Genomic DNA, 14,806 nt, shown 5'->3' with positions numbered 1-14,806 from the left:
CCCCGCCGCCCGCCATTTCCGCACCCGGTGCTCTCCGCCGGGAGCCACCCACGGGTCGCCCCCCTCCACCGCGTCCACCCACTCCGGGCCAGGGTCCACCGAGGACCGCACCCCCGGATCAGGTTCCAGAACGGCCGCCATCAACTGCCGCGTGTACGGATGCCCGGGCGAGGCGAAGACCGACTCCGTCGGCCCCTCCTCGACCACCACCCCCCGCCACAGCACGACCACCCGGTCCGCGATCCCCCGCACCACGGCCAGGTCGTGGCTGATGAACAGACACGCCAGCTCCCACTCCCGCCGCAGATCGTCGAGCAGGCGCAACACGTCGGCCTGCACGGACACGTCGAGGGCCGTCGTGATCTCGTCCGCGATCAGTACGTCCGGTTCGCCCGCGAGCGCCCGCGCGATCCCGATCCGCTGCCGCTGCCCGCCGGAGAGCTGCGCGGGCAGCCGCTCCGCGAGGGCGGGGTCCAGTCGTACGTCGGAGATGAGCTGCCGGGCGCGCGCGGCGGTCTCTGCACGCGAGTCCGTCGTGCCGAAGAACCGCAACGGCCGCCGCACCGCGTCCCCCACGGACCGGCGCGGGTTGAGGGAGGTGTCGGCGTTCTGGAAGACGAGCTGAACCCGCCGCCGCAGCGCCGACGGCCGTTTCCCGGCCGGCCGGGCGAGGTCACCGGATTCGTCGCCCGAGCCGTGCGTCATGGTGCCGCCGGACGGCATACGCAGCCCCGCCAGCGCCCAGGCGAGCGTGGACTTCCCGCTCCCCGACTCCCCGACCAGCGCGAGGACTTCACCGCGCCGGACGTCGAAGGAGACACCGTCCACAGCGCGACTGGACCCGTAGTCGATCACCACGTCCCGCGCGGCCACGGCCACGGGAGCCTCCGCGGGGATCACCGCCCTCGGCCGCACCTCTCGCTCACCCTTCTCCCCCACCCGCGCGAGACCCTCGTCGTCCAGCCGCGGCACGCTCGCCAACAGGCGTCTGGTGTACGGGTCCTGGGGCTTCGCGAAGAGCCGTCCCGTCGGAGCGGTCTCCACGATCCGGCCGGATCTGAGCACCACCACCTCGTCGGCCATGTGCGCGACCACTCCGAGGTCGTGGCTCACCAGGACGGCGGACAGGCCGAGTTCGTCCCGCAGAGCGCCGATCAGGTCGAGAACACCGCGCTGGGTGACGACGTCGAGTCCGGTCGTCGGCTCGTCGAGGACGAGGACCTGGGGGCGGGCCGCGATGGCCATGGCGATGGCGACGCGCTGCTGCTGGCCGCCGGAGAGTTCGTGCGGGTAGCGCCGGGCGAGTTCGGCGGGGCGGGGCAGCCGGACCTGTTCGAGGAGGTCCACCACGGGTACGTCACCGCCCGCCTCGGCGATCTGGCGTCCGATGCGCATGGAGGGGGTCAGGGCGTGGCCCGCGTTCTGCGCGACCATGGCGACGGTGCCGCCCCGCAGCCGTCTCAGCTCCCGGGCGGACAGGGCGAACACGTCGGCGCCGGCGACGTGCACCGAGCCGCCCGTCACCCGCGAGCCGTGCCGCAGATGCCCGAGCAGGGTGGCCGCGACGGTGGACTTGCCGCTTCCCGACTCGCCGACCAGGGCGAGGGTCTGCCCCGGCCGCACCTCCAGGGACATCTCGCGCACCACGGGCACGTCACGGCCGCCCGAACGGTAGGCCACGGACAGCGAGTTCACGGACACCAGTGACGATGTCACCGGAACGGCGACGGCTGCGGCGGTCATCAGGACCCCTCCCTGATCCGGTCGACGCCCCATGCCTTGGAGAAGCCGTCGGCCGCGAGGTTGAGCCCCACCACGAGTGTGGCCAGGGCGATGATCGGTGCGAGGCTCGCCATCGGGACGACGGTGATGGCGGTGCGGTTCTCGGCCACCATCAGGCCCCAGTCGGGCGTCGGCGGGTCGGCGCCGAAGCCGAGGAAGGACAGCGACGAGATCAGCAGGACGACCCAGGAGGCCCGCATGGCGAACTCGACGCACACCACGTCGGTGATGTTCGGCAGGATCTCGCGGCGCAGGATCGCCCAGGTGCTCTCGCCTCTGGCCCGTGCCGCGGTCACGTAGTCGGCGGGCGCCACCGCGAGGGCGGCGCCCCGGACGACGCGTACGACCTGGGGCACGTACACGACCGCGATGGCGAGGACGATGACCGAGGGGCCGGTGCCCAGCGCGGTGACGACGACCAGCAGGGCGAGCACCGACGGGATGGAGAGGACGGCGTCGAGGACCCGGCCCAGCACGTCGTCGAACCAGCCGCCCCGCAGCGCCGCCGCACAGCCGACGACCGTGCCGATCAGCAGGGTGACGAGGGTCGCGGCGACGGAGACACCGATCGCGTACCGGCCGCCGTACAGGACGCGGGCCAGCACGTCGCGGCCGTACTGGTCCGTGCCCGCCCAGTGGCTCCCGCTGGGGCCGAGCAGCGCCTGGTCCGCGTTGTTGGCGATGGGATCGTACGAGGTGAGGACCGGTGCGAGCAGGGCGATCAGGACGTGGACGGCGACGATGGTGAGGCCGATGGCCGCCGCCCGTGAGGAGCGCACCGTGCGCCAGGCGCGGGCCGCCGCGGACGGTGGTGGGGCGGGGGCCGCGGGTGCGTCCGCCGGGGTGTCGAGGGTGGTCATCGGGTCCTCCCGCGCGTACGGAGCTTGGGGTTGAGGGCCATGGCGCCGAGGTCGGCGGCCAGGTTGCAGACGACGTACACGACCGCGCTGATCAGGGCGATGGCCTGGATGACGGGCAGGTCCCGGTTCTGGACGGAGGCGAGCATCAGCTTTCCGATGCCGGGGTAGTTGAAGACGTTCTCGACGACGGCGACGCCGCCCGCGAGCCAGGCGACGTTCAGGGCGATGACGTGCAGGGTCGGCAGCAGTGCGCTCGGCAGTGCGTGCCGGGTGACGACCCGCCACGTGGACAGGCCCTTGAGGCGGGCCGTGGTGACGTACTCGCTCGCCATGACGTCGATGACCGAGGTACGGGCCATCCGGACGATGTACGCGGCCATGACGATCGCGAGGGCGAGGGCGGGCAGCCAGACGGCGGGCATGAGTTGGCCGACGCTCGCCTCGGGGCCGTACAGGACGACCGCGGGGAACCACGGGAGGGCGACCGAGAAGCAGAGGACGAGCACAGTGGCGACGACGAACTCGGGGACGCTCATGCCGACCAGGCCGACCGTGGAGATGAGGTGGTCCGGCCAGCGGTCGCGGTACAGGCCGGCGAGGATGCCGAGGACGATCGATCCGGTGACGGCGAACAGGACCGTCACCAGGGCGATGAGCGCCGAGTTGCCGAGGTACATGGCGACTTCGGAGCCGACCGCCTTGCCGGAGACGAGGGAGAGCCCGAAGTCGCCGTGCAGGGCGCCGCCGATCCAGTCGGCGTACCGCTCCCAGGCCGGCTGGTCGAGTCTCAGTTTCTCGCGCAGGGCGGCGACCGCGTCGGGGGTGGCGTCCTTGCCGAGGACCTGGGTGGCGACGTCGCCGGGCAGGGCCTGGACGGCGAGGAAGACCAGGACGGAGGAGAGGACGAGCGTGCCGAGGGCGGCGAGGACGCGGCGGGCGATGAAGGAGAGCATGGTCAGGCTCCCTTCAGGCCGATGCCGAGGTAGTCGAACTCGAAGCCGTGCTCGGCGTAGCCGCGTACCTTGCGCGAGATGCCGACGAGCCGGTCGGCGAACATCGGGGTCATCGCCCCGCCCTTCTCGACGACGAAGGTCTGGGCCTCGCCGTACAGTTCGCGCCGCCGCTCGTCGTCGGTCTCCTGCCGGGCCCGGTCGAGCAGCGCGTCGAACGCCTTGTCCGACCAGGCGGTCTCGTTGTAGGAGGAGCCGCCGCGGAAGACCTGCGTGAACAGCTGGTCGACGGGTCTGCCGGTGTACCAGTAGGTGGCCATGAGCGGCTTCTTCATCCAGATCTGCGTGTAGTACGAGTCCGCCGCGGCCGTCTTCACCCGGACACGGATCCCGGCCCGCCGGGCCGAGTCCTGGTAGGCGAGGGCCATGGGCGTGAAGACCGGGTCGTACGAGGAGGTGTACAGGTCGACCGTCAGGCCCTCGTGGCCGGCCTTCTTCAGCAGGTGCCTGGCCTGTTCCGGGTCGTGCTTCGGGTGTGCGGCGAGGTGGGCCGGGTCGCTCGGCGGTACGGGGTTGTCCCAGCCTGGGGTGCCCGCGCCCTGCAGGGCGACCTTCACCACGTGCTCGGGGTCGTAGGCCAGCTTCATGGCCTGCCGGACGCGTACGTCGGTGAAGGGCTTCTCCGTGGTGAGCATCGGCAGCACGTACCACTGGGCGTTCTCGACGCGGGCGATCGTCGCGCGGTCGGAGGCGGCGACGACCCGGGCGGTCGCGAAGTCCAGGTTGGTCTGCGAGAGGAGGTCGACCTGGCCCGCGAGCAGGGCGTTCGATCGGGCCGACATGTCGGCGACGGAGTAGAAGTCGATGGCGTCCAGGACCGGGCGGCCCGCCCAGTGGTCGGTGAAAGCGGTGATCCGGCCGGGGCCCGCGGGGGCGAAGGACTCCAGCTTGAAGGGGCCCGTGCCGATGCCGGTGCGGCCGATGCCGCGGGCGCTGCCGTCGGGGATGACGTAGCAGTTGTAGTGCGTGAGCAGACTCGGGAATTCCGCGTTCGGGGTCTTCAGCGGGACGACGAGCGTGTGGGCGTCGGGGGTGCGCAGCTTCGCCGGGTCGACGAGCGGGGCGAGGACGGCGGCCTGCGGGGACGCCGTCGCCTTGTCGAGGATGTGGCGCAGGGTGTACGCGGCGTCGGCGGAGGTGAGTGCGTGGCCGTCGTGGAAGGCGACGCCCTTGCGGAGGCGGAAGGTCCAGGTGCGGGCCTTGGAATCCGGTTCCCAGGACTCGGCGAGGTCGGGGGCGAGTTCGCCGTTCGCGCCGATGCGGACCAGCCGGTTGTAGAGGGCGCCGAGGTATTCGTACGCGGACAGGGCGCTCGCCGGGTCGAGGGTCTCGGCCTCGGAGGCGGGCGGCCTGGCGATGCGGAGCGTGCCGCCGCGATCGGGGGTGCCCTGCTGCGCGCCCCTGGGCAGCGCGGGGGCGGCCGAGGCGCCCGTACAGCCGGTGAGCAGCCAGGACGCACCCAGCGACGCGCTGCCCGCGGCTGCCGCGGCAAGGACGGAGCGCCGTCCCGGGTGATGGATGTCGGGCATGGGCCGACCGTCCCTCTCGCTAGGCGTTCGCTATTCGTTCAGCGGAACGATTGAGTGAAGTGCGTGAACGATAACCAGCCGGCGGCGGCCCGCCAACCCTCGGACCGCGGAAATTTACGTCGGAAACCGAGCCGTTACGTGGCCGGAGTGGCACGGAGTGAGGGCGGCGGGAGGGCTCAGGGACGGCGGGTTCCGATGGTGGCGGGTGTGCGGGCGGCGGCGGGTGTAGGTGATCGCGGGAGGGGGAGAAAGCGCTTGCCCCGTGTTCACCACTCCCTGAGGAGGGACGGCCCGCATGGCCTCGTGGGAGAAGCCGCTCGACCACCGCTACCGCGGTGAGCACCCGATCCGCACGCTCGTCTATCTGTTCCGCGCCGACCGGTGGAAGCTCGCCGCCGCGTTCGTCGTCTTCACCGTCAAGCACAGTCCGGTCTGGCTGCTGCCCCTGATCACCGCGACCATCATCGACACGGTCGTGCGGCACGGGCCGATCGGTGACCTGTGGCTCAGCGCCGGGGTCATCCTGGCGATCCTCATCGTCAACATGCCGCTGCACCTGCTGTACGTGCGGCTGCTCTACGGCAGCGTGCGCCGCATGGGCACGGCCCTGCGCTCCGCGCTGTGCACGCGTATGCAGCACCTCTCCATCGGCTACCACTCACGCGTCAGCGCGGGCGTCCTCCAGGCGAAGGTCGTCCGTGACGTGGAGACGGTCGAGCAGATGGTCCAGCAGACCGCCGAGACCGGGCTCGGCGCGGTCACCGTGCTCACCGGCGGGCTGGTCATCATCGCCGTGCGCACACCCGAGTTCGTGCCGGTGTTCCTGTGCGTGGTGCCGGTCGCGGCGCTGCTCGTGGCGCGGCTGCGGGGCCGGTTGCGCGTCCACAACGAGGACTTCCGGCACGAGGTCGAGCACCTGTCCTCGCGGGTGACCGAGATGACCCGGCTCATCTCGGTCACCCGGGCGCACGGTCTGGAGGGCAAGGCCCTGCGGCAGATGGACGGCACGCTGCACAAGGTCCTGGCCTCGGGGCTGCGGCTCGACCTCCTCAACGGCCGCTTCGCCTCGCTGGCCTGGGTGTTCCTGAACATGATCGGGGTCGTGTTCCTCACCGCGGCGGCGCTGGTCGCGTACTACGGCGTATGGGCCGTCTCGCCCGGCGACGTCGTCATGCTCAGCGCCTTCCTGACCACCCTCACCAACTCCACGACCACCCTGGCCGGGCTGACCCCGGTCATCACCAAGGGCCTGGAGTCCGTACGGTCCGTCGGCGAGGTGCTGCAGGCCCCGGAACTGGAGGACAACGAGGGCAGGACGCGGCTCACGTCGGTGCGCGGGGCGATCGAGTTCGAGAACGTCGGGTACGCGTACGAGGACGCCGACCGGCCGGCCGTCAGGGACTTCGGCCTCTCCGTCGAGCCGGGCGAGACGATCGCGCTCGTCGGGGCGTCGGGCGCGGGCAAGTCCACGGTGCTCAGTCTCGTCATCGGGTTCATCCGGCCGACCACGGGCCGGGTGCTGCTCGACGGGGCCGACATGAACACCTTGGACCTCCGGACCTACCGGCGCTTCGTGTCGGTGGTGCCGCAGGAGTCGATCCTCTTCGACGGAACCGTGCGGGAGAACGTCGCGTACGGCATGGACGACGCGGACGCCGACGAGGCGACCGTGCGCGCGGCGCTGCGGGACGCCAACGCGCTGGAGTTCGTGGACCGGCTGCCGCGGGGGCTCGACACCGTGGTGGGCGAGCACGGGGCGCGGCTGTCTGGCGGTCAGCGGCAGCGCCTCGCCATCGCGCGGGCGCTCATCCGCGATCCGCGCGTCCTGATCCTCGACGAGGCGACGTCCGCGCTGGACACGCGGTCCGAGGCACTGGTCCAGCAGGCCCTGGCGCGTCTGGTGCACGGGCGCACGACCTTCGTGGTGGCACACCGGCTGTCGACGATCCGGGGCGCGGACCGCATCGTGGTGATGGGCGACGGCGCGGTCCGGGAGATCGGCTCGCACGAGGAGCTGATGTCGCGGCCGGGGGCGTACACGGCCCTGCACGCCGGCGGCTTGCCCGCGTGAACGGGGCGGGGTGGGGGCGGACGGGCCCCACCCCGCTCGGCCTGGTCCGACGGAGGCGCCCGGGGCGAGAGGGGGAGGTGGGAGGCGGCCACCATGCGGTATGTGCCGGGGGACCGCCGCCGGACGGTACGGGTCGGATCGGATCGGATCGGGTCGGGTCGGGTCGGGAGACCGTCCCCCGTGCGATACGGGTCGGGAGGCGGCGACTGCCCGGTAGGCGCTCGCCTTGCCGTACCTGCCCGGGGGCCCTCGGCATGCGGTGGTGGGCGGTGGTCTAATCGCCGGCGTATGCCGCCTCCAGGGCGGCGAGGTCGATCTTGTGCATTTTGAGCATCGCCGTCACGGCGCGCCCCGCCTTCACCGGGTCCGGGGCGCTGATCATCTCGATCAGCCTGGTCGGGACGACCTGCCAGGAGAGGCCGAACCTGTCCTTCACCCAGCCGCAGGGGCCCTGCTCGCCGCCGCCCTCGGTGAGCGCGTTCGAGTAGAAGTCGACCTCGCTCTGGTCCGCGCAGTCGATCTGGAAGGAGACGGCCTCGGTGAACTTGAACTGCGGTCCGCCGTTCAGCCCGACGAACTTCTGGCCGTTGGCCACGAAGTCGACGGTGACGACGGAACCGGCGGGCCCCGGCCCGGCCTCCGTGGCACGGACCGTCTTCCCCAGCTCGGAGTTCTTGAAGAGCGACACGTAGAAGTTCGCGGCCTCCTCCGCCTGGCCGTCGAACCAGAGACACGTGGTGAATCCGTCGGTGCTCATGAGGACCTCCTGGAGGGAAGCGGGAACGCTGTCATCTGTATCGACCGGTCCTCGACGCAAAACTCATCGGTGCCACGCCGACTTTCCACCACGCTTCACCCCGCTACGCGCCGTTCCCCCGCGCGGGTCGCTGGCACAGGCCCACAGCCCACGGCCCACGGCCCACGCCAGAACTAGCATGGCCCGCCATGACCTCCCCGCACGGCGACGGCGTCCAGCCCCTCGACCACCTCCGCCCCTTCCGTATCGAGATTCCCCAGGCCGACCTGGACGATCTGCACGCACGTATGGACCGCACACGCTGGCCGGACGAACTGCCGGGCGTGGGCTGGGCCTACGGGGTTCCGCGGACCTACCTCAAGGGGCTCGTGGAGTACTGGCGGCACTCCTACGACTGGCGCGCGGCCGAGGCCCGGCTCAACGCGTGGCCGCAGTTCACGACGGTCGTCGACGGGGCGGACCTCCACTTCGCCCACATCCGCTCGCCGGAGCCCGGCGCGACCCCGCTGATCGTCACCCACGGCTGGCCCGGCTCGATCGCCGAGTTCCTCGACATCGTGGGCCCGTTGACCGATCCGCGCGCCCACGGCGGTGATCCCGCCGACGCCTTCCACGTGGTGGTGCCGAGCATCCCCGGGTTCGGCCTGTCGGGGCCCACGCACGACACCGGCTGGGAGTACCGCCGTATCGCCGCCGCGTTCGCCGTGCTCATGGACCGGCTCGGCTACCGCCGGTTCGCCGCGCAGGGCGGTGACTGGGGCGCGGCGATCTCCCGCGAGCTGGGCCGGACCCACCCGGACCGGGTGATCGGTGTCCATCTGAACCTGCTGCCCGGCGCCCACGCCGGCTCCGAGCCGACCGCCGGGGAACTGGCGGCGCTGGACCCCCGGGAACGCGAACGCACCCTCGCCTCCTGGCGGCGCCACCAGGAGTGGACCCGCGAACGGCAGGGGTACGCCGACATCCAGTCGACCCGGCCGCAGACCCTCGCGTACGGGCTCACGGACTCACCTGTCGGCCAACTCGCCTGGATCGTCGAGAAGTTCAAGGAGTGGACGGACTCGGACGAGTATCCCGAGGACGCGGTCGACCGGGACCAGCTGCTCACGAACGTGATGCTGTACTGGCTCACCGGCACGGCGGGTTCGGCCGCGCGGGTCTATTACGAGCGCGCGCACGCCGGCGGCGGGAACGCGCTCGCCGAGCCGTCGACCGCTCCGACCGCGCTCGCCGTCTTCCCCCGGGACAACTTCATTCCGCTGCGGCATCACGCGGAGCGCACGAACCGCGTCGTGCGCTGGACGGAGTTCGACCGGGGCGGACACTTCGCGGCGATGGAGCAGCCGGACCTGCTCGTCGGGGACGTGAGGGCGTTCTTCCGCCAGTTGCGGGCCGCCGGCGGCAGCGCGAGCCGAGGCCGGCCGGCCCGGGGGTGAACGGCGTCGGAATTCCCGTACAACCCTTGGGCCCCTTGCGATGTCAAACAGGGCGCCGGACAAGGAACGGGCCCTTTCCGGACACCCCCGCGCTGCCCAGCCGTTCTTCTCCACAGGAGCCGACTCATGCGCAAGAACCGTTCCACAGCACTCGCCGCGGCATCATTTCTTCTGTTGGCGGGTCTGGGCATCGCAGCCGCACCCTCCGCGTACGCGGGCACTCCGGGCGGTACGCGGGCCGCCGACCGCAACAGCGACTTCAACGGCGACGGGTACGAGGACGTGCTCGTGGGCGCCCCCGGCGCGACCGTCAGCGGCAAGAAGGGCGCGGGACTCGTGACCGTGCAGTACGGCTCGTCGCGAGGCATCGGGACGACCGGCGCCGCCCGCTTCAGCCAGTCCACCGCGGGCGTCGCGGGTGCGGCGGAGACGGGCGACGGCTTCGGCAAGGCGGTCGCCACCGGTGACCTGGACGGGGACGGGTACGACGACGCGATCGTCGGCATCCCCGGCGAGGATCTCGGTACGGTCGCGGACGCGGGCGGTGCCACGGTCCTGTGGGGCTCGAAGGCGGGGCTGAGCGGTGGGGTCAGCGACTGGCTGGAGACCCAGGAGCCCACCACGGGCGAGCAGTTCGGTGCGGGCCTCGCCGCGGGGCACTTCACCGACGAGACGCCCGCCGATCTGCTGGCCGTCATGGATCACAACGGCCTGGAGCTGTTCGCCTACGACGCCGCCGCGCCCGGCTCCCTGGAGCGGCGCTCGTCCGCGCCGCTCTCCGCCCGGGCGCGGGAGCGCCACATCCTGCCCAGGTCGCTGACGACGGGCGACTACGACAGGAACGGGTTCGCGGACCTCGTCGTGTCGGGCGTGACGGCCGGCGACGAACCGGGGCACGGCTGGTCCACGTACCTGTCCGGACAGGCCGACGGACTGACCTACGAGCGGGACGTGCCCGGCGGTCCGGTCACCGCGTCCGGTGACATCGACAACGACGGCTACGACGACCTGGTGACCGGCGAGCCGAACTCACCCGACGACGGCGGCGAGACCATGACCGGCGGCCTGGTCGGCGTGCGCCACGGCGGCGAGAACGGGCCCGCGGACGAGGTCCAGTGGTGGACGCAGGACTCTCCCGGCGTCCCCGGCACGGCCGAGCGGGGCGACGGCTGGGGCACGGACCTGTCCGTGGCGGACACGGACGGGGACGGGTACGCGGATGTGGCGATCGGCGCCGCGGGCGAGGACATCGGCACGGTCGCCGACGCGGGTGCGGTGTGGGTGCTGCGCGGCACCTCGGCCGGCCTGACCGCGACGGGCGCGAAGTCGTGGGACCAGGACTCCGCGGATGTGTCCGGCGTCCCCGAGAAGGGCGACAAGTGGGGCGGTCAGGTCCGCCTCACCGACCCGAACGCGGACGGCCGCTTCGGCCTGCTGGCCGCGGCGCCGGGCGAGAACGCGGGCGACGGCTTCGTCTGGGTGCTGTCGGCGGGGACGGGTGGCATCACGGCCGCGGGTTCGTGGACGTACGGAGCCGACACCCTGGGCGCGCCCTACCTGGGCTCCGCGTTCGGCGCCGCGATCGACGAGTGACCCGGACCGGTCTGCCCCGGACCGCCCGGGGCCTGTCCGGCGAGATCTTCCCGCACCCGCGGCCGGAGGTGCGGCTGCGGGGCGCGGCTGTGCGGCGCGGCTGTGCGGCGCGGTGTGGGGCGCGGCTGCGGGGCGCGCTCGGTTCCGCGCCGCTCCGGGGGCCTGGTCACCGGTCTCCCGGGCGAGTGGCGGAAACCGGGGGCTTAGGGCCGCGGGCCGTACTACCGTACGCGTCCATGATCGAGCCGGACTTCCTGAGCACCACCCGAACGGCCTATGACACCTGGGCCGCCCCCTATGCCGAGCTCTTCGCCAACGGGCTGGAGGACTTCCCGCTGGACCGGGCGATGCTCGCCGCCTTCGCCGCCTTCGTGCGCGCGGACGGCGGCGGGCCGGTGGCCGACCTCGGCTGCGGCCCGGGGCATGTGACCTCCCTCCTGGACTCGCTCGGCCTGGACGTGTCCGGCATCGACCTGTCTCCGGAGATGATCGCCCTCGCCCGCGCGGCCCGTCCCGACCTGCGGTTCGAGGTGGGTTCGATGACCGCGCTGGACCTCGCGGACGGCACGCTGGCCGCCGCGCTGGCCCGCTACTCGATCATCCACACCCCGCCGGAGCAGCTGCCCCGGATCTGCGCGGAGTTCCACCGCGTACTGGCGCCCGGTGGTCACCTGCTGCTCGCGTTCCAGGCCCACGACGACCCGTCGGAGCTCGCGGAGTCCTTCGACCACAAGGTGGCGCTCGCCTACCGCTGGTCCCCCGACCGCGTGGCCGCCCTGCTGACCGAGGCGGGCTTCACGGAAAAGGCCCGCCTGGTCAGGGCTCCGCTGGAAGACGAACGCCAGTTCCCGCACGCCCACCTGCTGCTCACCAGGACCCCCGCTTAGGGGCCGGCTCACGCGGCCGGGACGGACAGGAGGGGCACGGTGCGCTGCATCCGCAGGGCGTCGACCGACTCCGCGAGCAGTTCGTACTCGGTGGTCTCGTCGCTCGTGGCGATACGCACCAGATGTCCGGCGGCCAGTTCCTCGGCGGTGAGCTCCTGCTGCGCGTCGTCGCCGCACCATCTGCGCAGCTGGCCGGGCACATCGGGGGTCGTGCCCGCGACGGGCATCATCGAGTTCGGCGGGAAGTAGGGGGCCCCGGGATCGGGATCGAGGCGCTCGGCGATCCAGGACGCCCGGTCCCGCAACCACCACATGGCCAGGGCCAGCGTGGGCGCCCGGTAGGTGCCGAGCGGTACACCGACCCACATTCCGCCACAGACTCCGTACGCGGTGACGTGGCACAGGAATTCATCGTGCACGATCACTCCCCATCGCATGGCTCGCCGCCTGACGGCCTCTCTTTCCGGTCTTTCGCGCGGCTCGTTCCTGCGTGCAGCGTGGCGCTGTTCCGAGGAGTGGTGAAGGGTGAATTGCCCTAGCCTTTGAGTATCGCCACTCCTGACACAGTGTCACCATGCCTTTTTGGCCAGTCTCCTGGCATATTCGGGGGCCTGTCTGGCCGAAACGGCTCGCACCGTACGCAATCCGCACCCGCGGACGGGACCGGCTGCCCGCACCCCGTCCAGGGGCGCGGCGCCGGGTCACTACCGCCTACCGGACGAGAGCGTCGATCCGGTCCAGCTCCCCCTACCGGACGAGCGCGTCGATCCGGTCGAGCTCGTCCTGCGAGAACTCCAGGTTCCCCGTGGCGGCCACACTGTCCTCCAGCTGCTGCGGGCTGCTCGCGCCGATCAGCGCGGAGGTGACCCGCCCACCGCGCAGCACCCACGCCAGCGCCATCTGCGCCAGCGACTGCCCGCGGGACTTGGCGATGTCGTTCAGGGCGCGCAGGTCGGCGACCAGTTCCTGGGTCAGCTTGTCCGCGCTCAGGAAGGGGCTGTCGCTCGCGGCCCGCGAATCCTCCGGGATGCCGTCCAGGTAGCGGCCCGTGAGGAGGCCCTGCTCCAGCGGCGAGTAGGCGATGGACCCGACCCGCAGCTCGTCGAGCACGTCCAGCAGCCCCTCCTCCTCGGGGCGCCGGTCGAGCATCGAGTAGCGCGGCTGGTGGATGAGGAGCGGGGTGCCCAGCTCGCCCAGGATGCGGGCGGCCTCCCGGGTCTGCTCGGGCGAGTAGTTCGAGACACCGACGTACAGCGCCTTGCCCTGCTGGACGGCCGTGTGCAGGGCGCCCATCGTCTCCTCGAGGGGAGTCTCCGGGTCGGGGCGGTGCGAGTAGAAGATGTCGACGTAGTCGAGGCCCATGCGGTTCAGGCTCTGGTCGAGCGAGGACAGCAGGTACTTGCGCGAGCCCCACTCGCCGTACGGACCGGGCCACATCAGGTAACCGGCCTTGGAGGAGATCACCAGCTCGTCACGGTACGGCCCGAAGTCCGCCTTCAGCGCCTCGCCGAGGGCGGACTCGGCGGCGCCGGGCGGCGGCCCGTAGTTGTTGGCCAGGTCGAAGTGGGTGACGCCGAGGTCGAACGCTCGCCGCAGGATCGCGCGCTGGGTGTCCACCGGCCGGTCGGGGCCGAAGTTGTGCCACAGGCCCAGTGAGAGGGCGGGCAGCTTCAGGCCGCTGCGTCCGGTGCGCCGGTAGGGCATGTCCGCGTAACGGTCGGTGTGTGCGGTGTACAACACGTTCTCCAGAGGGGTCGGTACGGAGTGGACCACGGTCCACTCTCGCCTGCCCCCCGGGCAGTGGTCCAACAGGAGAATCGGATGGGATTCAGCGGATACGCTTCTCAATCATGGAACTGCGCCACCTTCAGCACTTCGTCGCGGTCGCCGAGGACCAGCACTTCACCCGGGCGGCCGAACGCCTCATGGTGTCGCAGTCCGGCCTGTCCGCCTCCATCCGCGCACTGGAGCGCGAACTGCGCGCGCCGCTGTTCGTCCGCACCACCCGCCGGGTCACGCTCACCGAGGCCGGGCGGGCCCTGCTGACCGAGGCGGAGCGGATCCTGGCCCAGGTCCGCGCGGCCCACGACGCGGTGGCCGCCGTCCAGGGCGTGCTGCGCGGCACGCTCTCGCTGGGCACCGAGCAGTGCATCGCGGGCGTGCACGTGGCCCCGTTGCTGGCCGAGTTCCGCGGGCGGCATCCGGACGTGGAGATCCGGCTGCGGCAGGCGGGCTCCGGCGCGCTCGCGGAGGACGTGGCGGCGGGCCGGCTGGATCTGGCGTTCGCGGTGACGACCCGCGCCGACACGGAGCAGCTGCGCAGCCTGCCGCTGACCCGCGAGCCGATGACCGTCGTCTGCCACCCCTCGCACCGGCTGGCGGGCGGCGGCCCGGTGACCCCGCACGAGCTGGGCGGCGAGGCCTTCGTCGACTTCCACCCCGACTGGGGACCGCGCCGCACCACCGACGCGGCCTTCGCGGCGGCCCGGGTGCAGCGCACGGTCACCCTGGAGGTGAACGATGTGCACAGCCTCCTCGACCTCGTCGAGGAGGGTCTCGGCATCGCCGTCGTGCCGCGCCACTTCGCCCACAAGCGGCCGGCCCTGCCGGCCCTCCCGCTCAAGGCCGACACCGAGACGCCGTACGAGACGGTCGCGATGCTGCCTCCGCCGGAGGCGACCAGCCCGGCCGCGAGGGCGTTCATGTCCCTGCTCGACACCGAGGTGCTGGCCGTCGAGACGGACGGCTCATCGGCCAGGATCCGCGGTTAGTTGGCCGAAAGTGCACCCCGCGGATCGAAGGTGACGAAGTCTCGAACACCGCCGGGGTGCGGCAAAGCTCCTGAAAATGCCGACCGCCGCACGTCCGCCGCTGGTTGACG

At 72.0% G+C, this 14,806-nt stretch carries 12 protein-coding genes; 5 read left to right on the top strand and 7 right to left on the bottom strand.

The window, feature by feature from the left end; all coding sequences use genetic code 11:
- The 4 genes from K3769_RS02770 to K3769_RS02755 form a co-directional block, all read right to left on the bottom strand.
- Window positions 1–1,743: dipeptide ABC transporter ATP-binding protein (locus K3769_RS02770; protein WP_267024785.1), on the bottom strand; the 1,743-nt coding region annotated here is incomplete at its 3' end.
- Window positions 1,743–2,642: an ABC transporter permease gene (locus K3769_RS02765; RefSeq protein ID WP_267024784.1), complete on the bottom strand. Its 900-nt coding sequence runs from the start codon at window positions 2,640–2,642 to the stop codon at window positions 1,743–1,745. The genes K3769_RS02765 and K3769_RS02770, both read right to left, overlap by 1 nt.
- The gene (locus tag K3769_RS02760; protein ID WP_267024783.1) at window positions 2,639–3,595 is read right to left on the bottom strand and encodes an ABC transporter permease; all 957 of its coding nucleotides are present in this window, start codon (window positions 3,593–3,595) and stop codon (window positions 2,639–2,641) included. Before K3769_RS02760 ends, K3769_RS02765 begins: the two co-directional genes overlap by 4 nt.
- A gap of 2 nt (window positions 3,596–3,597) precedes the next feature.
- On the bottom strand, window positions 3,598–5,181 hold the full coding sequence (locus tag K3769_RS02755; protein ID WP_267024782.1) for an ABC transporter substrate-binding protein: 1,584 nt from the start codon (window positions 5,179–5,181) through the stop codon (window positions 3,598–3,600).
- Between the two features lie 295 nt (window positions 5,182–5,476).
- On the opposite strand from K3769_RS02755, the gene K3769_RS02750 reads away from it, so the two are divergent.
- A complete protein-coding gene (locus tag K3769_RS02750; RefSeq protein WP_267024781.1) occupies window positions 5,477–7,252 on the top strand; it encodes an ABC transporter ATP-binding protein in 1,776 nt (591 codons plus the stop codon).
- A 274-nt stretch (window positions 7,253–7,526) separates the two neighbouring features.
- Here K3769_RS02750 and K3769_RS02745 read toward each other — a convergent pair whose 3' ends face one another.
- Window positions 7,527–8,009 carry a VOC family protein gene (locus K3769_RS02745; RefSeq protein ID WP_267024780.1) on the bottom strand — a complete coding sequence of 161 codons (483 nt, stop codon included), beginning with the start codon at window positions 8,007–8,009 and terminating at the stop codon, window positions 7,527–7,529.
- 188 nt (window positions 8,010–8,197) lie between these two features.
- Here K3769_RS02745 and K3769_RS02740 point away from each other — a divergent pair, with 188 nt between their 5' ends.
- From K3769_RS02740 to K3769_RS02730, 3 genes are all read left to right on the top strand, one after another.
- Window positions 8,198–9,445 (top strand): epoxide hydrolase family protein, encoded by a 1,248-nt coding sequence (locus tag K3769_RS02740; protein ID WP_267024779.1) that lies wholly within the window; start codon window positions 8,198–8,200, stop codon window positions 9,443–9,445.
- 126 nt (window positions 9,446–9,571) lie between these two features.
- Window positions 9,572–11,038, top strand: a complete 1,467-nt coding sequence (locus K3769_RS02735; RefSeq protein WP_267024778.1) for an FG-GAP-like repeat-containing protein — start codon at window positions 9,572–9,574, stop codon at window positions 11,036–11,038.
- 236 nt (window positions 11,039–11,274) lie between these two features.
- Window positions 11,275–11,925, top strand: coding sequence for a class I SAM-dependent DNA methyltransferase (locus K3769_RS02730; RefSeq protein WP_267024777.1), 651 nt, complete (start codon window positions 11,275–11,277; stop codon window positions 11,923–11,925).
- An 8-nt stretch (window positions 11,926–11,933) separates the two neighbouring features.
- Here the strand turns inward: K3769_RS02730 and K3769_RS02725 are convergent, their stop codons facing one another.
- Window positions 11,934–12,344 carry a hypothetical protein gene (locus K3769_RS02725; protein WP_267024776.1) on the bottom strand — a complete coding sequence of 137 codons (411 nt, stop codon included), beginning with the start codon at window positions 12,342–12,344 and terminating at the stop codon, window positions 11,934–11,936.
- A 328-nt stretch (window positions 12,345–12,672) separates the two neighbouring features.
- Window positions 12,673–13,662 carry an L-glyceraldehyde 3-phosphate reductase gene (mgrA, locus tag K3769_RS02720; RefSeq protein WP_282566014.1) on the bottom strand — a complete coding sequence of 330 codons (990 nt, stop codon included), beginning with the start codon at window positions 13,660–13,662 and terminating at the stop codon, window positions 12,673–12,675.
- Window positions 13,663–13,775: 113 nt separating this feature from the next.
- Between mgrA and K3769_RS02715 the strand changes: the two genes are divergently transcribed.
- Window positions 13,776–14,696, top strand: a complete 921-nt coding sequence (locus tag K3769_RS02715; protein WP_267024774.1) for a LysR family transcriptional regulator — start codon at window positions 13,776–13,778, stop codon at window positions 14,694–14,696.
- Window positions 14,697–14,806: the final 110 nt, after the last annotated feature.

This window comes from Streptomyces ortus (assembly GCF_026341275.1).
Lineage (GTDB): Bacteria > Actinomycetota > Actinomycetes > Streptomycetales > Streptomycetaceae > Streptomyces > Streptomyces ortus.
The sequence above is the reverse complement of the archived record's forward strand: the minus strand, read 5'-3'. Positions and strand labels throughout refer to the sequence as shown.